The following is a 20,351-nucleotide window of genomic DNA, read 5'->3' on the forward strand; positions in this document are numbered from 1 at the left end:
GTAAATATTATTTTACACATCAAAAAAAATAAAAATGCGGTCTATTTTGACCGCACTTTATATGACTATAATTTTAACATTCGCTCTGCTTCACGTGCGCGAACAAGGAATTGTTTCCGTTCAGCAGTGCCCATTCCACTACTTGTGCCTGGCAATTTAATCGTCAACGGATTAACTGCTCGCCCATTAATATGAAATTCATAATGCAAATGTGGGCCTGTTGAAATGCCAGTGTTACCTGAAAGTGCTATTCTTTCCCCTTTTTTGATTTCTTGTCCTGCACGCACAAGTGGCTTACTTAAATGCATGTAAACCGTTTGATATTCTCGACCATGTCGAACAACAATATAACGACCTGCACCACCAGCTTGATAAGCTACTTTTTCAACTACGCCATCTGCAGGGGCGATAATCGGTGTGCCTTGTGGAACAGAGAAATCCACACCTTTATGTGGTCGTATACGTCCAGTTACCGGATGACGACGATTCGGATTAAATGGTGAAGAAACCCGCGCTTGGCGTTGCAATGGATAACGAGCAAAACCTTTGCCTAGAGTCTCCCCTTGTTGGCTATAATAACGGCCATTTGTTGCTTGCACAGCATAATAACTCTTACCTTCAAATGAAAGGTGCAACGCTTCAACGTTACCTTGTCCAGTTAATTTATCACCTAAATATTCACGAGAAACTAAAATTGCAAATTTAGTTCCTTTTTTCAATTTCTGAATACTCACTTGCCATTGAAGTGCAGTTGTTAGTTGATTAATCTGACGGTTATCCAATCCTTGCGCTTTCAAACTTGCGGAAAAAGTACCATTAATCTCACCTTTTAATACTTCTTTCCGCCAAACACTTTTCTTCTCAATAACTTGACGTTTAAACGTTCCATTTTCTAAACGCTCATAAACTCGCTCTTCTTTTTCTGAAACAAGCCAATTTAAGTATTCTAAATTATCATTTTTATCTAAAATCCAATAAATTTGTTGGCCTGCATTCAAATGGGACAATTGAGAATCCGTGTCAATTAAACGCTTTGCAGTATCATCTTCCAAACCAGAAAGTTCAAGTACATCTTTTAAAGTATCACCACTTGTAACGGTATGGCTAAATTGATCGGTAATTCGAATAGCCTGATCAGCTGCATCTAATAAACCACTTAGTGCATCTTGGGCATTTTGTGGAAGATCATCCAAATCATCTAAGAATGGTTTTATTTCTTCAACCTCATCATCATGAGCCTGTAATTCATCATCATAAGAGGTTGCTTCATCATGAGAAACTGGATGCGTTGTAATCGTCTCATCCTTAGGTGATGAGTTCAAAGATTGATATGCCACACCATCAACAACAGTCGGCATCATTTGACTGGATTCAGAATGGTTTTCAACATTATCTTTAAGCGTAAGTAAAATCCCAGTAAAAATCAGCAAAATAGCAATAAAAAAAACGCCCGCTTTAATGCGAGAACGCTTTTTCCGTCTATCTCGAGCTAATTTTACGTGTTGCACAGGATTTCCTAAAATTAAAAAGTTTTCAGCACTCAGACTGCAAATTAAAAAGAAAATTCATTTTACCTGAAAAAGTCTCAATCAAACGCCTAAATATTCATCATAAAGCATAAGTTCTTGAGGAATCGATCAAAATGCGCTATTTTGACTAGCTAATCTCAAAAGCACGGCGATTTTATGAATATAACAGCTATTCACAGTCAACCTGATTTCCCCCCATTAATTCAGCTAAAAAACATTAGTGTCGTTTTTTCACAAAAAACAGCATTACAAAATATCAATTTAAATATCTATCCAAATTCTATTATCACTATTGTTGGGCCAAATGGTGGTGGTAAATCAACGTTATTAAAAACTTTGTTAAAACTACAAACACCCACTTCCGGTGAAGTGATTTATAGTAAAAATGTTTGCATTGGCTATGTGCCACAAAAAATCCATTTGGATCATAGTTTGCCTATTACGGTTGAGCGATTTCTTTCACTAAAAAAAGGTCTCAAAACACAAGAAATATCTACCGCACTTGAGCAACTTTCGATTTCACATTTACGCAAAAGTAATATGCAAAAACTTTCTGGCGGTGAAATGCAACGCGTATTATTAGCACGTGCAATTTTAAATAAACCGAATTTACTTGTACTAGACGAACCCACCCAAGGTGTAGACATTACGGGTCAAGCAGAGCTTTATCAGCTCATTCATCAGACCCAACAAAAATTAAATTGTGCCGTATTGATGGTATCACACGATTTACACATTGTGATGGCGGATAGTAAAGAAGTATTGTGTATTAACCAACATATTTGCTGTGCAGGTACACCCGATGTTCTCTCAAATGATCCAACATTTATGCGTTTATGGGGAAATCAGCTCACACAAAATGTCGGCTTTTATACCCATCATCACAATCATCACCACACCTTACACGGGGATGTGTGCGGTTGTAATTCATCAGCTGTGCATTGTCAAAATAAGGATAAATAATGTTTGAAATTTTATTTCCCGCTTTTCTAACAGGCATTTTACTTTCACTTATTACTGCCCCACTCGGTGTTTTCGTGGTATGGCGGAAAATGGCTTACTTTGGTGATACGCTATCTCACTCCGCATTATTTGGCGTGGCCTTAGGTATTTTCTTTCAAGTAAATCCCTATATCGCAATCATTATACTTACCCTCATTCTCGCCATTGCAATGGTATGGTTAGAAAGCAACACACAATTTTCTATTGATACATTACTTGGAATTATTGCTCACAGCTGTTTATCTCTTGGGGTAGTAACGGTAGGATTATTAAAAAATGTTCGTGTTGATTTAATGAGTTATTTATTTGGTGATTTACTAGCAATTAACTATACCGATCTTATTTATATTGGTATAGGTGTTATCATTGTACTGGTGGCCTTAGTATATTTTTGGCATGACTTACTTTCTACAACCGTATCGCCTGAACTTGCCCAAGTAGAAGGTATCAATATAAAAAAAATGCGCTTTGTTTTAATGATTTTAACCGCTCTTACAATCGCACTTAGTATGAAATTTGTTGGCGCATTAATCATTACATCACTCTTGATCATCCCTGCCGCTACTGCACGTCGTTTTGCACGAACCCCTGAATCAATGGTGTGTTATGCCACCATAATCAGCATGCTTTCCATTATTGGTGGTTTAATACTCTCAGTATTTTACGATACTGCGGCAGGTCCTTCTGTTGTAATATGCTCTGCATTTTTATTTGTATTATCCTTGATTAAAAAAGAACGCTTATAAAACATAATAAAAAAGACAGACACCAAATTCGGTGTCTGTCCTAAAATTATGAAAGAAAATTGCTAACTATGCTATTTGTACAAAAAAATCTTTTAAACCAATTAACACATTATTCACGGCAACTGTCGCTAAAATTAATCCCATCACACGACTAATAATTGCAGCCCCGGCATTACCAATAAAATGTTGAATGCGATTTGCACCAAGTAATAATAAATAAGTGATTAATAATACTGCTAACATAATTCCCGCCGTAATAAATTGTTCGGTAAGATTAAAACGATGATTATCAGTTAAAAGTACGATTGCCATCATTGCACCCGGCGAGGCAATAGACGGAACCGCAAGAGGATAAACCGCAATTTCCGTAATATTCACCTTCATCTTTATTTCTTGTTCTGGCTTACTTTCACCAAAAATCATACTTAAAGCAAATAAAAAAAGCACTAAACCACCCACAATTTGGAATGCAGGTAAAGGCACCTTCATCGCTTCAAAAAGAATTTGCCCACCAATCAAAAAGAAAAGCAAAATACCGGCTGAAATAATCACCGCATTACGCGCAATTTTCCTACGTTCATCTAATGAAAAACCAATCGTTTTCGAAAGATAAACAGGAATGGAACCGATAGGATCAATCACAGCCCATAACACGACAAACTGAACAACAAGAGAATCAAACATTTACGTTCCTTATTTATCACTAAAAACCATAGTTTCTGATTCTATCAAAGAAATGACATGAAGTGCGGTTGGTTTTCTATCATTTTTCATTTGATTTAAAAACACAGAAAAAACCTACCGCACTTTTTAATTCATCACCATAAAAAATAAGTGGAATTCGATTTCTCTGCCAAGGGGGAATATCAAGTGATTGCCAGATTTTTTTTATATCTTCTCTTGGGCGTTTCGGATGATGTTTAACTTTACCTGAATAGCCAAAGCGGATAGAAATAGGTAAGTCCGTTTTGTCTAGCATAACAGAGTAATTCTGCCAGTAGAAAATCAGATTACGTTCATTTTCTTGAACAGTGAGATTGCCTAAATCATCGGGTAAACTTAGCGTGTTTTGTTCTAATTTTAGGATGCATTTGGTTAGATCAGAAAACGGCTTAGTTAAATATAAACTGTCCTTATAATGTCGAATGACTTTATTTACAAGCTGAAACTGAGGATTCGCATCTTCCCTTGCTAAAATAACATCATTAATAAGTTGTGTAAGCTGGCGTTTACTTGGCATTTCAAGTTGGTTTCCTGCAAGCCACATACGCAAAAGTGCGGTCTGTTTTGCTGGTGAATATTGGCGAAATTGGAGCAGTTTAAATTGGTTTTTAATTTGACAATGTTCTGCAAAAACTTCTCTCAATAAATCATTAATTAGCTGTTGTTGTTCAAAACAATGTTGAGCAGAACGTTGTACGGCTAAATCAAAATGAGCCCAGCGCTCACGTAATTCTGGCAAAATTTCATTGCGCAAGAAATTACGATCGTATCGATTATCCTCATTACTTTCATCTGTAATCCAGTTGAGTTTTTCTTTTTTCGCATAATCTTCTAACTGTGGGCGAGTAAAGCCTAACAAAGGGCGTAAAATTGGCATGCCGAATAATACACTTTGTTGTTGCATGGCGCCTAAGCCTTGTAGCCCACTGCCACGTTTTAGCGCTAAGAAAAACGTTTCTGTTTGATCGTTTAGATGATGCGCAGTAACCAGCATTTCTTGCGTTTGAAGATGTTTTTTTATGGATTGATAGCGTGCTTCACGCGCCCCAGCCTCAATACCATTGTTTTTATCTACTTGTACTCGCTCGACAATCAACGGAATTTGAAATTGATCGCATAAGTTTTGGCAGTGCTTAGCCCAATTATCGGCGTTTGGGCTTAATCCGTGATGAATGTGGATTACTCGTATAGATAAAGGTTGTAAGTGCGGTCGTTTTTGACGAAGTTTTGCAAATAAAGAAAGAAGTACAGTGGAATCCAAACCACCGCTCAAGGCGATAAGAAATCCTTGAGCAGAGGTTTGTTTGAGTTGGTTTTCAATGTCTGAAAGTAAGTCCATTAGGCAACTTTTTCAGCTTTATAATTGCTGCTTGGATTGAGAATTTCAAAACGCGCAGCAATGGTTTGTAATTCGTAAGAACCTAGTTCAAAGGTAGTTTTCATTACGCCTGCTACTTCGTTATTCATCGCTTCAAAGGCTTCTACATCAGATTTTCCATTGAGTAAATTTGCTAAGAATGTACCCGCAATTAAATCGCCCACGCCCACTGGTTCAAAGTTGAATTGATAAAGCGGACGGCTTAAATGCCAAACACCCTCAGTGGTTGCCATAATAATTTCAAATGTATCAGGATCGTTGATTTTACCCGCACTACCTAAATGTTTAACGAGAACTTTCTTCACGCCTTTTGCAATCAACGCATTCACTGCTTTTAATACATCGTCAAAGGTATTAATTGGAAATTCAGTGAGCTGACGCAATTCATGTAAGTTTGGCGTCATAATATCTGCCACTGGAATCGCTTTTTCAATGAGTGCTTCGCGAACACCATTGGCAACAACGCAGATTTTTTTCGGATGTGGCATTACGGGGTCGCATAAATAAAGTACATTGGGATTACGAAGTTTGATTTGTTCTAATGCAAAAAGAATTTGATCAACTTGTTCCGCAGATCCTAAATAACCCGATAACAAGGCATCACATTCTTGTAGTTTTTCAATGTTATCGAGTCCGGTCACAATTTCTCGGATTTGTTCTTGCGGAATAACCATGCCTGTCCATTTTCCGTATTGCGTGTGATTGGAAAATTGAACAGTATTTAATGCCCACACATCTACACCTAACAACTGCATTGGAAAAGTCGCGGATTTGTTACCTGCAAAACCATAGACCACGTGGGATTGGATCGAAAGTACGTTTTTCATTATGTTTGCTCCTTTGTTGTATATTTAGATCAAAAAAGAGCGGCAAAAATCACCGCTCTTTTAGAATGTTAATTAGCAATAACCGTAAGACATTAAACGTTCATAGCGTCGATTTAATAATTCTTCTTTGCTTAGCCCATCGAGTTCTGCTAAATCTTCTTTTAAACGAAGTTTTAAGTTTTCAGCCATTTTCGCATAATTGCGATGTGCACCACCCAAAGGTTCTTGCACAATACTATCGATGAGATTTAATTCTTTCAAGCGACTTGCGGTTAATCCCATTACTTCAGCTGCGGTTGATGCTTTTTCTGCACTTTTCCAAAGAATAGAAGCACAGCCTTCTGGAGAAATAACAGAATAGGTCGAATACTGTAACATATTCACTTTATCGCCCACGCCAATAGCTAGTGCGCCGCCAGAACCGCCTTCACCGATAACGGTACAAATAACAGGAACGGTAAGCTGTGCCATTTCGCGTAAGTTACGGGCGATAGCTTCCGCTTGACCACGTTCTTCTGCGCCGATACCCGGATAAGCTCCCGGTGTGTCAATAAATGTGATAATCGGTAATTTGAAGCGTTCGGCCATTTCCATTAAACGTAACGCTTTACGATAACCTTCAGGTGCTGGCATACCAAAATTTCGTTGTACTTTTTCTTTTACGGAACGACCTTTTTGATGACCAATCACCATCACTGGGCGACCATCTAAACGAGCCAAGCCACCAACAATCGCTTTATCATTAGCAAATGCGCGATCGCCTGCAAGTTCTTCAAATTCAGTAAAAATATGTTCGATATAATCTAATGTATAAGGGCGGTTTGGATGACGCGCCATACGTGAAACCTGCCAAGCATCGAGGTTAGCAAAGGTTTTTTTAGTGAGTTCGTTACTTTTCTTTTGTAAGCGTTTGATTTCATCAGTTAAATCAACTTTATCATCCGATGCTGCTCGTAATGCTTCAATTTTTGCTTCTAATTCTGCAATCGGCAATTCAAAATCTAAATATTCTTGGCTCATTTTCTTATCCTAAAAAGACCGTAAAAATCGACCGCACTTTATCAAGAATTAAACTGTGGCGCAAATGGTTTTCACTGGTTGGGGGAGATAAGTAGCGGAGAAAATAATAGGAAAAAAACAGATCTATAACCACACATTAAAAAGCAAAAATGGTATTGCTTATACGCATATACCATTTTTATATGAAGCTATATTCTATCTTTTTAAATGATTAAGAAATGTTTGTTCCTTCCTCTGTTCCCATTACAACACGGCGTAATGCACCAGGTTTTCCCATATTGAACACTCGAATCGGCATATGATGATCTCGTGCAAGTGTAAATGCGGCTAAATCCATCACTTGTAATTCTTTATCAATAACCTCTGCATAACTTAGTTGCTTATAAAGTTTTGCATCAGCATTTTTTGCTGGATCACAATCATAAACCCCATCGACTTTTGTCGCTTTTAATACCACGTCTGCTTCAATTTCAATACCACGTAAACAAGCTGCAGAATCGGTTGTAAAGAATGGGCTTCCAGTCCCCGCTGAGAAAATCACAACTCGTTTCTCACGTAACATTTTGATCGCCTCAGACCAATTGTAAGTGTCGCAAATTCCATTTAACTGAAATGCAGACATTAATTTCGCATTTACATCCGCACGAAATAACGAATCACGCATTGCTAAACCATTCATTACGGTAGCAAGCATTCCCATATGATCGCCTACAACGCGATTCATTCCGGCTTTTGCTAATTTCGCGCCACGGAATAAATTTCCGCCACCAAGGACAACACCGACTTCAACCCCCATTTCTACAAGCTCTTTAATCTCTAATGCCATACGATCAAGAATTGATGGATCAATGCCAAAACCTTCTTCCCCTTGTAATGCTTCACCACTTAATTTTAATAAAATACGTTTGTAAATTGGTTGGCTCATTATTTTTTCCTTTTGGCTTTAAAAATCGGCTTATTTTATAAAATAACCTAGCAAGAGTGAAGAAGTTTAAGATGGAATTTATGTGTAAAAGGTGGATAATATTGAGCGCATAAGTCTAATCTAAAATATTTACGATAGGGCTATTTCAAGCAACCAATACAAATAGTTTTGATATACCAACAAACCCTACACTTTTCTTTTAACAGAAGGTAATTATGAACACTAAAAAAACATGGCTAGTTTTTCCCGCACTTTTTATACTCATTTGTGCATTACTTGCGGGCTATTTTATTTTGATTGGTTCTGGCATGTTTAACCAACCAAATTTGACGCTCATTTTACTAACGGCAGCGGTCATTATTTTACTTAGTAGCAGTAAAAAAACATTCTATTTTATTTTACTTCCTCTTTCATTACTTCATGCAATTTACACGCCTACGGGGTTAAATTTTGGTGCACCAAGTTATCAATATATCGCCTCTCTTTTTGCCACAGATATGTTAGAAACTAAAGAATTTCTCTTACAGATTCCTATAAGTAGCTATTTAATTGCTTTTTCTATTCCTATTCTTATCTTTGTGCAATATAAAAGTGCGGTCAAATTTGACATAAAATTTTATCAAAATAAAACCTTTATTGTTTTTACTACCTTACTCTTTGCTTATCATTTACCTATTTCAGCCCCATTAAAAGCAACCGTTGATTCCACTGTCAAAATTCTCGATGAGGTGCAAAAACTCAAAAAAATGTCTCAATCAGATGATTGGGGAAAATCTACTTTGGAAAATTCTCCTTATGATGATTACGTCATTGTATTGGGTGAAAGTGCCCGTAAAGATTATCATCATGCTTATGGGTATCCAATTGAAAATACCCCTTTTATGTCAAATTCAAAAGGGATATTAATTGATGGTTTTCGTTCTGCCGGAACCAATACCGTATCATCACTTCGTCTCATGCTAACCTTACCAAACAAAGAAAAATGGGAACCAAATTATAATTTAAGTCTTATTGATTTAGTAAAATCAGCAGGAATTAAAACATACTGGCTTTCAAATCAAGGTATGTTAGGAGAATTCGATACCCCCGTTTCATCACTGGCCTCAAAAGCAGATGAAACGATATTTTTAAAAAAAGGAGGAAGCTTTAATTCAACCAACTTCAGCGATTTTGATTTATTACCAAAATTTGCCAAAGTGTTAGAAAACCCTATTCAGGGAAAACGTTTTATCGTACTCCATATCTATGGGTCACACCCATTAGCATGCGATCGTGTAGAGGATTACCCAAAAATCTTTGATGATAATAAGATTGCGCCTAAATATGGCTACTTAAATTGTTATATCTCCTCAATTAAAAAAACTGATGAATTTTTAAAACGCGTATATGAGCAACTGAAAGAAAACAATCTAAAAAATCACCGCAGCTTCTCTATGATTTATTTCTCTGATCATGGTTTATGCCACCAACAAGATGAAAAACAAAATATTTTGTTGTTTAACCAAAATTGTTTCAGCCGTGAACATCACAATATTCCATTGTTTAAAGTATCTTCTGACGATACTGAACGTAAAGAATACAAGGTTTTTAAATCTGGACTAAATTTCCTCGAAGGCATTGCACATTGGGTAGGAATTAAAAATCCAAAATTGAATCATGAGGAAGACTTATTTTCTAATGAAAGCGATAAGGATGATTTTGGTTTACAAAAACGAATTAACGAGAAATATCGGAAAGATGATGACCCAGCAATAGATATTCGCCCAAACATTAACGCTCAGTAATATCAATACCATACATAATTTCGATGATATTTATACATAAAATATCTATATACTTAAATCCTTTTGACTGGATAGACATAAAAACTTTCCTCTCAAGAGGATTTTTCTTTACTAAAAATACAAAACTCGCTTGTGAGAACAAATAAGAATAACTTTTATAACCTTTTTCTCTATATAAAAAAAGCGGACATAATGTCCGCTTTTTCAACATGAAATATGAAAATAAATTATGCGTTACCGCCAGTGATTTTCGCTACTTCAGCAGCAAAGTCTTCTTCTTTTTTCTCGATACCTTCACCAACTTCTAAACGGATGAAGTTAGAAACAGAAGTATTTACTGATTTTAAGAAGTCGCCTACAGATACAGAAGGATCCATTACAAATGCTTGACCTGTTAATGAAACTTCACCAGTGAATTTCTTCATACGACCTTCAACCATTTTCTCTGCGATTTCTTTTGGTTTGCCAGAGTTAATTGCGATGTCGATTTGGATTTGGCGTTCGTGTTCAACTACTTCTGCTGATACATCTTCTGGATTTACGAATTCTGGTTTAGATGCTGCTACGTGCATTGCTACTTTTTTAAGTTCGTCAGCTGAACCTTCACCCGCAACTAATACACCGATTTTTGCACCGTGTAAGTATTGAGCAATAACTTGACCATCTAAGTAAGCAACACGACGAATATTCATGTTTTCACCGATTTTAGCGACTAATGCAGCACGTTTTTCTTCGAATTGTGCTTGTAATGCTTCGATAGTGGTACCTTTGTTTGCTGCTGCGAAATCAGCTACTTCGTTTGCTAAACCTAAGAAACCAGCATCTTTTGCTACGAAGTCAGTTTCACAGTTCATTTCAACTAATACACCGAAACCATTTTCTACACGAGCAAGGATAACACCTTCAGCTGCAACACGGCCTGCTTTTTTAGCTGCTTTAGCTTGACCAGATTTACGCATATTGTCGATTGCTAACTCGATATCACCGTTTGCTTCAACTAATGCTTTTTTACATTCCATCATACCTGCACCGGTACGTTCACGAAGTTCTTTTACTAATGATGCTGTGATTTCAGCCATTTTTAAAATCCTCTGTCGAAAGTACGATTTATTTTGACCGCACTTTTAGATAAAAATATAGGGGCTAAATTTAGCCCCTATGCCAATTAATCGTTTGATTATTAAGGGCTTCGCCTTATTGCAAAACTTAAATTATTCTGCGTCAGCTGCTAATTCTTCAGCAACTTGAGCTTCGTTACCACGACCTTCTTTAACCGCTGCTGCAGCTGCAGAAACGTAAAGTAGGATAGCACGAGTCGCATCATCGTTACCTGGGATAACGAAATCTACGCCAGCTGGAGTTGAGTTAGTATCAACGATAGCAAATACAGGAATACCTAGGTTGTTTGCTTCTTTAACTGCGATATGTTCGTGATCAGCACCGATAACGAATAACGCATCAGGTAAGCCACCCATATCTTTGATACCGCCAAGGCTTAATTCAAGTTTTTCCATCTCACGGGTACGCATTAACGCTTCTTTTTTGGTTAATTTGTCAAAAGTACCGTCTTGAGATTGAGTTTCTAAATCTTTTAAACGTTTAATTGATTGACGAACGGTTTTCCAGTTAGTCAACATACCACCTAACCAACGGTGGTTTACGTAATATTGCTGACAATCTAATGCTGCTGCTTGAACTGCTTCAGACGCTGCACGTTTTGTACCAACAAATAATACTTTACCGTTGTTGCTAGCAATGCGAGTTAATTCCGCTAAAGCTTCGTTGAATAAAGGTAAAGTTTTTTCAAGATTGATGATGTGAACACCGTTACGAGCACCAAAAATGAAAGGTTTCATTTGTGGGTTCCAGTAACGAGTTTGGTGTCCGAAGTGTACGCCCGCGTTGATCATGTCGCGCATTGAAACTTGTGCCATAATATTTTCCTTTTGTTGGGGTTGAGCCTCCACATATCAGCTAATCGACCGTTTGGCACCCCGATTAAGCCTTGTTGATATGTGTGTGTTGTTAGTAATTAAAAAGCTGCTTTTGAAAGGCAAAAACAGCGGTGCGATTTATATCATAAAGCACAATAGAATGCTAGTTAATTTTGGCATTTAGGCGACTTTAGCAAGCCTAATGATTTAATAAAAAATCGTTTAAAATACCCGCTGTGAATGCTTTTCTTAAATAAAATCCTAAAGGTAAAGTTTCTATCACTTCACCATTTCGCCCAATTCCTTTCGTTATCGACCGACTATTTGCCCCCTTCGGGCGAAGTTGCATCACTTCACCAATTCGAGCCGTTATTTGATCCAATTTGCCAAGTACAATTAAATCCATCAATTCTTCCCAATCTTGTTTTAATTGACGTTCTTGCTCAGCGGTTGGCTTCCATAAAATTGGTGCACCGATATGGCGTTCACGTAATGGAATATGACGGCTGCCTTCAATAGGCATCCAAAGTACACAAGAAAGTTTATGACGAACGTGGGAGTTTTCCCATTTAACTCCTGAATTTTGTACCAATGGGGCAAGGCTCACAAAGGTCGTTTCAAGAGGATAACCCTCCGCATTAATCGGTAACGTTTTAAGTTCAACACCTAAATGAGAAAAATCCTGTTCAGCTTTACTCCCTGCCGTTGCGCCTAAAGCACGCTCTAATAACGTTCCTACCCAGCCTTTATCACGTTTTAAATCAGGCGGGATAGGAATATTCAGTTCATCAGCTAACTCTCCAAAAGTTAAGCCAGCAATTGATTGCGCTTGGGAAAGCAATTGTTCAAGGGTCTGTGGAATCATTCGTGATATTTCTTAAAAAAGCGAGGCTTCGTGTTTTCAGTGCCTTTATCAATATAGGGAATTTTCTCTAACTGTAATAAAAAACGTTTTGCCTCTAAGCCACCACCAAAACCAGTTAAAGTACGATCTTTGCCTAAAATGCGGTGACAAGGAATAATAATACTAATCGGATTACTCCCTATCGCGCCTCCCACGGCACGAACAGCCTTCGGGTTATTAATCCGTAACGCCAGCTCTCCATAAGTTGAAAGTTCGCCATAATCAATTTCGCGCAAGGCTTGCCAAATGGCTTGTTGAAACGCTGTGCCTTCTGGTTTTAAGGGAATGTCTGCAAACCGCTCAACTTCCCCATTAAAATATCGTTCAAGAGCTAACCGCACTTTTTGAAAAACAGGCAATTCATCTTGCTTGTGCCATTTCGGATTAGGCTCATATTGCTCTTTTTCAAAATCAATATGTGTAATACTTTCACCATCAGATAAAATCAAAAGCCGCCCGACGGGTGAAGGATAATAAGTGTAATAAAGTGCGGTCATTTTTCGCCTTATTTTATAAAAGAAAAGCACACTTCGTGTGGAAGTGTGCTTTATTATGCTAAATTTTTTAACGGATTAGAAACTATAATTTAAGTTTAAACCGTAAAGGTTAGCACTTGCTTTAGAGCTGTAATTGCCTGTAACAACCACCGCACCATTACTAATACGTTGCTCTTCTTTGAAATGAACTTTTTTACCTTTCAAATAAGCATAGCCTAAATCAACTGAAAGATTTGGAGTAAATTTATATGTAGCACCTACGCTATACCAAGTACGATCTGTATCAGGAATTGCCGCACTAGCATGTTCAGTTGCTGCAGCTTGATCATAAGCAATACCTGCGCGTAAAGTTAATTTGTCATCTACATTATAAGTTCCACCTAATGCTACACGCGAACTATTTCTGTAGTACATTTTCTTATGAAATGCCTCTACACCATCAGCATGATAAGTTGCATATAAGTTTTTCAAACGGCTCCAATGAGAATATTTATAACTATAGTGCATCGCAAATTTTTCAGTTAATTGGTGGAATCCTGAAAACTCTAAGTAATCAGGCAAATTAAGCTTTAAACCACCTTCTTGCCCAATACGATGAGCTTGTAAACTAGTTGCTGTATGATCTGTAAAATCAATATCTACTTTAGAATGGTAAGCTAAACCAATTCGATGATTTTCATTAAATTGATACATTACACCGGCATTCCAAGCAAAAGCCCAAGCTGCTTTGTCTTGTAATTGAGTTAGAATAGTATCTTTTTGAACGCGACTTAATGAAGCCAATAATGGACCAGCTGTAGGAGGTAATTGTATAGCTCCTGCGCGTACAGCATTACCAACATATTGAGCCGCATCAGCCAGAGCACCAGCTCTACGCTCAATTTTTGCTTGAGCATAAATCGCATTCAAGCCTAAACCAGCACTAAATCCTTCAGTAATACGATAAGAACCGCTTAGGTTTAAATTTAACGCCGTTAAATCTGTTGTGCCGCCAAACACACCGCCGTTATATTTGTTATCATACTCACTTTTCAAACCAAAATTCACATTCATGCCTGCACCAATCGCTACTTTGTCATTAACCGGTGCAACAAAATACATATTTGGTACAAGAGAACCTGGAACTACATTTTTTTGATGAAGATTAGTTGAAGTACTTGGTAAACGAGCACCCACATTTTTACCTAACGCAGTAATATCGGTATTACCACTCATATTAATCTTAGAATCAACATAAACACCACCCACAGAAAATTGATTCGTTTTAAATAAACTCATCAACGCTGGGTTAGTTGCCACGACAGAGGCATTGTCTGCAATCGCCGCTTCACCCGCATAGGCACGACCTAAACCAGAAGTCGATACTTCAGATAATTGGAACGCTGCCGCACTTGCCCCACCAGCAGCGAATAACATTGCGGTTGCTAAGACAGATTGATTAAATTTTTTCATTTGGAAACCTTTGTTATGAATAAAAATCTGGGCGATTCTAAAACCCGAATCTATTGAGTGCAAATCCATTTCCTTGTTTTCATTAGAGTTCCGACCAGTTATCGGGAACTTTTTGCATTTAATGGGCTATTTTGTTCAATTTTTGTCATTCATAAGAAAAATGATAAAATGTACAAAAATTCATATAAGGAAAAGAAAATGACCGTAAAATGTAAAGCAGAAGAATCCTTAACCTGTAGCTGCGTTGATGTGGGCACAATTATTGATGGTTCTGACTGCACTGTAGAAGTACATCAATTTTATAGTACTGAAGCTGATGCCAATGCAGCTCTTGAACGATTAACAAAGAAAGCTCGCGATACAGAAAGTGATCCTTGCGAAATTAAAAGCGAAATCGTGGCAGCTAAAAACGGCGTTCAATTAAATGCCTCTTTCACTTTTAGTTGCCAAGCTGAGGCAATGATTTTTGAACTGGCGAATCGTTAGTATTTAATAACACACTAAATACTCAAAAAATTAACCGCACTTTTTAAAGTGCGGTTAATTTCTTCTTCCTATTTTGATTGTAAATCTTCCATCATTTGTTTTATTGCATCCTCAATTGAATCCCCATGATTTTTATGAGAAATCCATCGAAATATCACAGGATAACCCTGCTGTACTAATTTCTCTGCCAATTTTGGCGCATTAAATGGTCGCATTTTCTTACGCTGTTCAATACGTTGAAGTTGTTCTGATGTAAGCTTTGGATCTCGCTCAGGATATTCTTCATATTCACCTAAAGTGATCAATATATGCTTAGGACTTGACTTAATCCAAGGCATTGTTTGCGGTAAAAATGAACCATTCCCCCACCAAAGTGATGGACTTGCTAATGTGTAATATTGAAATAAATTAGGTTGGTGAAATAATACATATAAACCGAATAGGCCACCAAATGAATGCCCGAAGAAAAACTGTTTCTCAGGATTAATATGGTATTGCTGTTCAATTTCTGGTTTAACTTGGGTTTGGATAAAACGCAAAAAATCTGAAGCCCCTCCACCATTTTTAAAATCCTCCCCATTCACAGGAAAAGTATAATCCCGTTGACGTTCCGCTATGGCATAGGCATTCTCTGACACATAACCAATTCCGACAATAAGCGGTAACTCTTGAGTAGGATCCACCGTATTAACCGCAATGGGAAATTGTGCATTACCATCAAGCATATAAAGCACTGATAATGGTTTATTGTTAACCTTAGGTTCCGCAATAAATAAACGATATGGCTTACTTTCAAAAAGAAGGTCTTTTTGATGAATCTTATAAAGTGTATTCATATTTTCGTTAATTTTAGGAATGATAAAATCAGGAGTCGCAAGAATCATGGGCGTATAAAAAACACTCAAAAACGCACCAATACATGTCAAAAGAGTTAAGAAGATTCGTTTCATGATTAAAATATCGACCGTACTACTACGGCCGATGATATAGTCGAAATTATTTTATGGCTTTCTCAAGTTCTGCGGCAATCACTTCCATTGATTCTAGTCCACCAAACGCCAAATACCAATTCGCCGCATCTAAATATATGATGTGCTTATTTTTATAAGCATTAGTCTGTTGAACAATAGCATTATCTAATACCTTTTGTGCATTATTGACTTTATCTGTCACCGCCGCCGTACGATCTACCACAAGCAAATAATCTGGATTTTTTTCTAAAAGATACTCAAATCCAACACTCATACCATGTGTCGATGACTTAATATTGGGATCAGCAGGTTTAAAACCAAATTTCTGGAAGACCATACTATAACGTGAATTATCACCAAAGGTACTAATTTTACTTTCATTCACTAACACAAGTAAGGCAGTCTTTCCTTTCGTCTCATTCGCGACTTGTGACACTTTAGCATCTAATGCATCTAATTTTGCTTTTGCTAGTGCTTCTTTATTAAAGATTTTACCTAATGCAGTAACATTTTCTTGGAAGCTTGGATAATAATTCGAGTAATCATTTTCCACATAGAACACGGGCGCAATTTCTTTCAATTTATCCAATAATTTTTGTTGGCGCGGTGCGGCAATAATCAGATCAGGATTCAGTTCATTAATCGACTCAAATGCTGGCTCAGGTAATGAACCAACATCTTTAAATTTATCTTGTTTAAACTCATCTAAATAAGTTGGAATATGTCCTACTTTAGGGAAGCCCACTATTTTATCAGTTTCTCCTAATGCTCGTAGGGTATCAGCTACACCAAAATCTAACACAACTACTTTTTGTGGATTTTGCGGCACGGTTTGCTCTCCTGCTGCATTTTTAACAATAATATCCTGCGCATTTGCCATCGTAGAAGCAAACAAAACAAAGCTAAGTGCGGTTAATTTTTTTAATGTTTTCATAAAGGATCTCCTATTTAAAATACACGGCAATTTTTTGTTGGTTAATTTCTTGAATTGGAATTTCCATATCATAAATATTCAGCAACACCTCTGACTGCATTATCTCATCTACTGAACCTTGAGCGACCAGTTTTCCTCGCTTCATCGCAACCATATAATCAGAATAGCAAGAGGCGAAATTAATATCATGAATCACAATGACTACTGTTTTGTTCAGTTCCGTCACAAGCTTTCTCAATACTTGCATAATTTGTACTGAATGTTTCATATCTAAATTATTCAGTGGTTCATCAAGCAAAATATAATCAGTATCTTGTGCTAGTGTCATGGCAATATAAGCCCGTTGTCGTTGTCCCCCACTCAGGTTTTCAATATATTGCTCACGAATATCATCTAAGTTCATATATTTAATGGCATTATCAATAAAAGTGCGGTCAATTTCTGTTAGGTTTCCTTTCGAGTAAGGAAAACGACCAAATGCCACTAATTCTTCCACCGTAATTCGTAGATTAACGTGATTCGATTGTTTTAATATCGCCATTTTGCGCGCAATATCAGTGTTTTTTTGTTCTTTTAATGGCAAATGATTCAAATAGACTTCGCCACTATCAGCTGTTAATAAGCGGCTGATAATACCCAGTACGGTACTTTTCCCCGCCCCATTTGGCCCAATAAATGAAGTGATTTTTCCTGTTGGGATCACGAGTGAAACATCATCCACCACTTTTTTTTCGCCATAAGATTTACAAATATGCTTAATTTCTACTGCCATTTTTTATTTGCTCTTAATAACAAAGAAAGAAAATATAATCCGCCTACAAAATTAATGATAACGCTCAGCGGCGTGCTGAATGTAAAGACTTGTGTCAATAAAAATTGCCCACAAACTAATGTAAATACAGCAAGTAACATCGCAGCAGGAATCAAGAGTTTATGGCGATAATCCTGCATGAATTCAAAGGTGATATTCATCACAAGAAGCCCTAAAAAAACTAAGGGGCCGACAAGGGCGGTCGAGACAGATGTTAAAATAGCTACAATAATCAACAATTTTTTAACCATATGTTGATAATCCACACCCAGATTCAGTGCCTGTTCTCGCCCTAGTGCCAACACATCAAGATACTTCCAGTAACGTAGGCTATATAAAATCACCGCCACTAACATCGCTAACGCCAGCCAAAGAATCTTAGTATTAATCCGATTAAAACTCGCAAAACCAAAATCTTGCGAAATTTGAAACTCATTTGGATCAATCAACACCTCCATAAAGGTGGTTAAGCTACCGAAAAAACTGCCAAAAACAATACCAACGAGCAATAAAAAGAAAATATTTTGTGATTCTCTTTTAAATAAGAAATGATAAAGCACAAGCATAAAACCAATCATTACACCTGTACTCATAAGAAATAGAACAAAAGGATTGATAGACAACAATGTCTTTGAACCAAATAAAAATAAAATCCCAGTTTGAATCAGTAAATACAATGAATCTAGCCCTAAAATACTTGGTGTGAGAATACGATTATTCACCACTGTTTGAAATAGCATCGTTGCAAGGGCAATAGCAATGCCGGTTATCACAATAGCGGATATCGTTAATGCCCGATTATTTAAAGCATATTGCCAACGATTTGGTAAATGATACCCAAGAAATAATACAATACTGACAAGTGCTAATATGCCTAAAATCGCAATACGAAGTAAGGATGATTTACGCATGACGGTACCTTTTCAATAAAAAATACAAGAAAATACCGCTCCCCATCACACCAACCACTGCATTAATAGAAATTTCATAAGGGTAAATCAAACAACGCCCCAAAATATCGCAAAACAATACAAAAACAGCACCTAAAAGTGTGGTGTGAGAAAGAATTTTTTTGAGATTATCGCCCAAATATAGTGTGACTAAATTTGGAATGATAAGACCCAGAAAAGGAATTACCCCTACAGAAACAATAATAATCGATGAAACTGTCGATACAATAAGCAAACCTATATAAAGCACTTGGTTATAATTTAACCCAAGATTAGTAGCGAAATCTTTTCCCATTCCTACAATCGAAAAACGCTGTGCAAATAAATAAGAAATAATCAGCATCGGCAGGCTAAAATAAAGCAATTCATAGCGCCCACTCATCACTAGTGAAAAGTCCCCTTGAAGCCAACCAGAGAGGTTTTGCAATAAATCTTGTTGATATGCAATAAATGCGGTGATTGAACTGATCACATTGCCAAACATCATTCCCACCAATGGCACAAAAATAGTATCTTTAAACTTTAAATGGGAAAGAATGCTCATAAATAATAGCGAACCAATAAAAGAAACAAGCACAGCAATAGCTGTTTTTAAAAGCATTGATGCACCTGGAAAAAAGAGAATGGCCAATAAAATGCCAAGACGCGCACTATCCATTGTGCCTGCAGTTGTGGGAGAAACAAAACGGTTTCTGCTTAATTGCTGCATCACCAACCCACAAATACTTAAAGAAGCACCAGCAATCAAAATACTCACTAAACGAGGCACTCGACTATCTAGAAATATTTGCCATTGACTATCTTCCAAATTGAATAAGCCCCTCATAGTGACGGAACTTACCCCAAGAAAAAGTGAAATAACCGAAAGCAAAATAAGCAGAAAAATCCAATATCGCCGTTTAAACATCATTATAATGAGAATAATTATTGATTATAAGAGGATAGCATATTGAATGATTAAAAGAAATTTAAATTAAATACGTGTCTAGTTTATCTTTTCAGAGCAGGAAAATAATACATCACTTTACTCAATAAAAGTGCGGTAGTTTTTTCCGCTATTTTTCCATTCGATTATTTGCTCAATTAACGAAATTAATTTATCTCTTTCAACACTATTTAGTTGATTAAATAATCGATCCAACTGGTAAACCTGCTCTGTCGGTTGTAGCTGACGAATCATCACCTCACATAGCTATTCTATAAAAATATAAAAACTTGTTGCATTCTCCTTATTTTTCCAGTAACTTGGCGGCTAGTATCTATTTGGAGATTTAATATGTTTATTATCCGTCGTCACTATCATCACCATTTTAACTGAATAATCTTTCAGGTTTTTGGTGTGCTTGGAAGATTTCTTCCGAGCTGACAGGATAATCTAAATGTTACCCCTCGGAAGGCAACTTTCGAGGGGTTTTATTTTATGACGATAAAAGGAGATTATACTATGCAACATCATTATTTATTCAACACATCAAATT

Annotated in this window: 21 protein-coding genes and 1 other annotated feature; of the genes, 4 read left to right on the plus strand and 17 right to left on the minus strand. The window is 36.9% G+C overall.

Going from position 1 to position 20,351, the window contains the following annotated elements; translation table 11 throughout:
• Positions 1 to 65: 65 nt before the first annotated feature.
• Complete coding sequence (gene mepM, locus KP710_RS04990; protein ID WP_065265352.1) at positions 66 to 1,508, minus strand: murein DD-endopeptidase MepM; 1,443 nt, start codon at positions 1,506 to 1,508, stop codon at positions 66 to 68.
• Between the two features lie 177 nt (positions 1,509 to 1,685).
• On the opposite strand from mepM, the gene znuC reads away from it, so the two are divergent.
• Both znuC and znuB read left to right on the plus strand, forming a co-directional pair.
• Entirely contained in the window at positions 1,686 to 2,492 is an 807-nt protein-coding gene (gene znuC / locus KP710_RS04995; RefSeq protein WP_065265353.1) for a zinc ABC transporter ATP-binding protein ZnuC, read from the plus strand.
• The gene (znuB, locus tag KP710_RS05000; RefSeq protein WP_065265354.1) at positions 2,492 to 3,277 is read left to right on the plus strand and encodes a zinc ABC transporter permease subunit ZnuB; all 786 of its coding nucleotides are present in this window, start codon (positions 2,492 to 2,494) and stop codon (positions 3,275 to 3,277) included. Before znuC ends, znuB begins: the two co-directional genes overlap by 1 nt.
• A gap of 66 nt (positions 3,278 to 3,343) precedes the next feature.
• On the opposite strand, the gene KP710_RS05005 is transcribed toward znuB, so the two are convergent.
• The 5 genes from KP710_RS05005 to pyrH all read right to left on the minus strand — a co-directional run bounded on the left by KP710_RS05005 (position 3,344) and on the right by pyrH (position 8,150).
• On the minus strand, positions 3,344 to 3,961 hold the full coding sequence (locus KP710_RS05005) for a MarC family protein (protein ID WP_065265355.1): 618 nt from the start codon (positions 3,959 to 3,961) through the stop codon (positions 3,344 to 3,346).
• A 79-nt stretch (positions 3,962 to 4,040) separates the two neighbouring features.
• Entirely contained in the window at positions 4,041 to 5,339 is a 1,299-nt protein-coding gene (tilS, locus tag KP710_RS05010; RefSeq protein ID WP_111407630.1) for a tRNA lysidine(34) synthetase TilS, read from the minus strand.
• The gene (pdxY, locus tag KP710_RS05015) at positions 5,339 to 6,205 is read right to left on the minus strand and encodes a pyridoxal kinase (RefSeq protein WP_111407631.1); all 867 of its coding nucleotides are present in this window, start codon (positions 6,203 to 6,205) and stop codon (positions 5,339 to 5,341) included. Before pdxY ends, tilS begins: the two co-directional genes overlap by 1 nt.
• A 72-nt stretch (positions 6,206 to 6,277) precedes the next feature.
• A complete protein-coding gene (gene accA, locus KP710_RS05020; protein WP_005639260.1) occupies positions 6,278 to 7,225 on the minus strand; it encodes an acetyl-CoA carboxylase carboxyl transferase subunit alpha in 948 nt (315 codons plus the stop codon).
• A 211-nt stretch (positions 7,226 to 7,436) separates the two neighbouring features.
• Complete coding sequence (gene pyrH / locus KP710_RS05025; protein ID WP_111407632.1) at positions 7,437 to 8,150, minus strand: UMP kinase; 714 nt, start codon at positions 8,148 to 8,150, stop codon at positions 7,437 to 7,439.
• 215 nt (positions 8,151 to 8,365) lie between these two features.
• Between pyrH and KP710_RS05030 the strand changes: the two genes are divergently transcribed.
• Positions 8,366 to 9,934, plus strand: a complete 1,569-nt coding sequence (locus KP710_RS05030) for a phosphoethanolamine transferase (RefSeq protein WP_111407633.1) — start codon at positions 8,366 to 8,368, stop codon at positions 9,932 to 9,934.
• Positions 9,935 to 10,161: 227 nt separating this feature from the next.
• On the opposite strand, the gene tsf is transcribed toward KP710_RS05030, so the two are convergent.
• The 5 genes from tsf to KP710_RS05055 all read right to left on the minus strand — a co-directional run bounded on the left by tsf (position 10,162) and on the right by KP710_RS05055 (position 14,784).
• Positions 10,162 to 11,013 carry a translation elongation factor Ts gene (tsf, locus tag KP710_RS05035; protein ID WP_005645732.1) on the minus strand — a complete coding sequence of 284 codons (852 nt, stop codon included), beginning with the start codon at positions 11,011 to 11,013 and terminating at the stop codon, positions 10,162 to 10,164.
• Positions 11,014 to 11,145: 132 nt separating this feature from the next.
• Entirely contained in the window at positions 11,146 to 11,868 is a 723-nt protein-coding gene (gene rpsB / locus KP710_RS05040; protein WP_111407634.1) for a 30S ribosomal protein S2, read from the minus strand.
• 199 nt (positions 11,869 to 12,067) lie between these two features.
• Positions 12,068 to 12,733: a DNA mismatch repair endonuclease MutH gene (mutH, locus tag KP710_RS05045; protein WP_111407635.1), complete on the minus strand. Its 666-nt coding sequence runs from the start codon at positions 12,731 to 12,733 to the stop codon at positions 12,068 to 12,070.
• Positions 12,730 to 13,269, minus strand: a complete 540-nt coding sequence (locus tag KP710_RS05050) for a methylated-DNA--[protein]-cysteine S-methyltransferase (protein ID WP_111407636.1) — start codon at positions 13,267 to 13,269, stop codon at positions 12,730 to 12,732. Before KP710_RS05050 ends, mutH begins: the two co-directional genes overlap by 4 nt.
• Positions 13,270 to 13,344: 75 nt before the next feature.
• Positions 13,345 to 14,784 (minus strand): outer membrane protein transport protein, encoded by a 1,440-nt coding sequence (locus KP710_RS05055; protein WP_243583122.1) that lies wholly within the window; start codon positions 14,782 to 14,784, stop codon positions 13,345 to 13,347.
• A 135-nt stretch (positions 14,785 to 14,919) separates the two neighbouring features.
• On the opposite strand from KP710_RS05055, the gene KP710_RS05060 reads away from it, so the two are divergent.
• On the plus strand, positions 14,920 to 15,207 hold the full coding sequence (locus tag KP710_RS05060; RefSeq protein ID WP_065265362.1) for a YfcZ/YiiS family protein: 288 nt from the start codon (positions 14,920 to 14,922) through the stop codon (positions 15,205 to 15,207).
• Positions 15,208 to 15,275: 68 nt separating this feature from the next.
• On the opposite strand, the gene KP710_RS05065 is transcribed toward KP710_RS05060, so the two are convergent.
• From KP710_RS05065 to KP710_RS05090, 6 genes are all read right to left on the minus strand, one after another.
• Entirely contained in the window at positions 15,276 to 16,157 is an 882-nt protein-coding gene (locus KP710_RS05065) for an alpha/beta hydrolase (protein ID WP_083071917.1), read from the minus strand.
• 46 nt (positions 16,158 to 16,203) lie between these two features.
• Positions 16,204 to 17,112: a siderophore ABC transporter substrate-binding protein gene (locus KP710_RS05070; RefSeq protein ID WP_065265364.1), complete on the minus strand. Its 909-nt coding sequence runs from the start codon at positions 17,110 to 17,112 to the stop codon at positions 16,204 to 16,206.
• Positions 17,113 to 17,122: 10 nt separating this feature from the next.
• Entirely contained in the window at positions 17,123 to 17,884 is a 762-nt protein-coding gene (locus KP710_RS05075; RefSeq protein WP_065265365.1) for an iron ABC transporter ATP-binding protein, read from the minus strand.
• Positions 17,875 to 18,834 (minus strand): iron chelate uptake ABC transporter family permease subunit, encoded by a 960-nt coding sequence (locus KP710_RS05080; RefSeq protein WP_065265366.1) that lies wholly within the window; start codon positions 18,832 to 18,834, stop codon positions 17,875 to 17,877. The genes KP710_RS05075 and KP710_RS05080 overlap by 10 nt, the downstream gene beginning before the upstream one ends.
• The gene (locus KP710_RS05085) at positions 18,827 to 19,780 is read right to left on the minus strand and encodes an ABC transporter permease (RefSeq protein ID WP_165818742.1); all 954 of its coding nucleotides are present in this window, start codon (positions 19,778 to 19,780) and stop codon (positions 18,827 to 18,829) included. Before KP710_RS05085 ends, KP710_RS05080 begins: the two co-directional genes overlap by 8 nt.
• Positions 19,781 to 19,897: 117 nt before the next feature.
• Positions 19,898 to 20,053, minus strand: a complete 156-nt coding sequence (locus KP710_RS05090) for a hypothetical protein (RefSeq protein ID WP_165818733.1) — start codon at positions 20,051 to 20,053, stop codon at positions 19,898 to 19,900.
• Positions 20,054 to 20,169: 116 nt separating this feature from the next.
• Positions 20,170 to 20,292 (plus strand) — a sequence feature (His leader region).
• The last annotated feature ends 59 nt before the right edge of the window (positions 20,293 to 20,351 follow it).

Source organism: Haemophilus sp. SZY H35 (assembly GCF_018829705.1).
GTDB classification, from domain to species: domain Bacteria; phylum Pseudomonadota; class Gammaproteobacteria; order Enterobacterales; family Pasteurellaceae; genus Haemophilus; species Haemophilus haemolyticus_K.

Coding starts and splice junctions, on each gene's coding strand:
- znuC (WP_065265353.1), top strand. CDS start 1,686: ATGAATATAACAGCTATTCACAGTCAACCTGATTTCCCCCCATTAATT.
- znuB (WP_065265354.1), top strand. CDS start 2,492: ATGTTTGAAATTTTATTTCCCGCTTTTCTAACAGGCATTTTACTTTCA.
- KP710_RS05005 (WP_065265355.1), bottom strand. CDS start 3,961: ATGTTTGATTCTCTTGTTGTTCAGTTTGTCGTGTTATGGGCTGTGATT.
- tilS (WP_111407630.1), bottom strand. CDS start 5,339: ATGGACTTACTTTCAGACATTGAAAACCAACTCAAACAAACCTCTGCT.
- pdxY (WP_111407631.1), bottom strand. CDS start 6,205: ATGAAAAACGTACTTTCGATCCAATCCCACGTGGTCTATGGTTTTGCA.
- accA (WP_005639260.1), bottom strand. CDS start 7,225: ATGAGCCAAGAATATTTAGATTTTGAATTGCCGATTGCAGAATTAGAA.
- pyrH (WP_111407632.1), bottom strand. CDS start 8,150: ATGAGCCAACCAATTTACAAACGTATTTTATTAAAATTAAGTGGTGAA.
- KP710_RS05030 (WP_111407633.1), top strand. CDS start 8,366: ATGAACACTAAAAAAACATGGCTAGTTTTTCCCGCACTTTTTATACTC.
- tsf (WP_005645732.1), bottom strand. CDS start 11,013: ATGGCTGAAATCACAGCATCATTAGTAAAAGAACTTCGTGAACGTACC.
- rpsB (WP_111407634.1), bottom strand. CDS start 11,868: ATGGCACAAGTTTCAATGCGCGACATGATCAACGCGGGCGTACACTTC.
- mutH (WP_111407635.1), bottom strand. CDS start 12,733: ATGATTCCACAGACCCTTGAACAATTGCTTTCCCAAGCGCAATCAATT.
- KP710_RS05050 (WP_111407636.1), bottom strand. CDS start 13,269: ATGACCGCACTTTATTACACTTATTATCCTTCACCCGTCGGGCGGCTT.
- KP710_RS05060 (WP_065265362.1), top strand. CDS start 14,920: ATGACCGTAAAATGTAAAGCAGAAGAATCCTTAACCTGTAGCTGCGTT.
- KP710_RS05065 (WP_083071917.1), bottom strand. CDS start 16,157: ATGAAACGAATCTTCTTAACTCTTTTGACATGTATTGGTGCGTTTTTG.
- KP710_RS05070 (WP_065265364.1), bottom strand. CDS start 17,112: ATGAAAACATTAAAAAAATTAACCGCACTTAGCTTTGTTTTGTTTGCT.
- KP710_RS05075 (WP_065265365.1), bottom strand. CDS start 17,884: ATGGCAGTAGAAATTAAGCATATTTGTAAATCTTATGGCGAAAAAAAA.
- KP710_RS05080 (WP_065265366.1), bottom strand. CDS start 18,834: ATGCGTAAATCATCCTTACTTCGTATTGCGATTTTAGGCATATTAGCA.
- KP710_RS05085 (WP_165818742.1), bottom strand. CDS start 19,780: ATGTTTAAACGGCGATATTGGATTTTTCTGCTTATTTTGCTTTCGGTT.
- KP710_RS05090 (WP_165818733.1), bottom strand. CDS start 20,053: ATGATTCGTCAGCTACAACCGACAGAGCAGGTTTACCAGTTGGATCGA.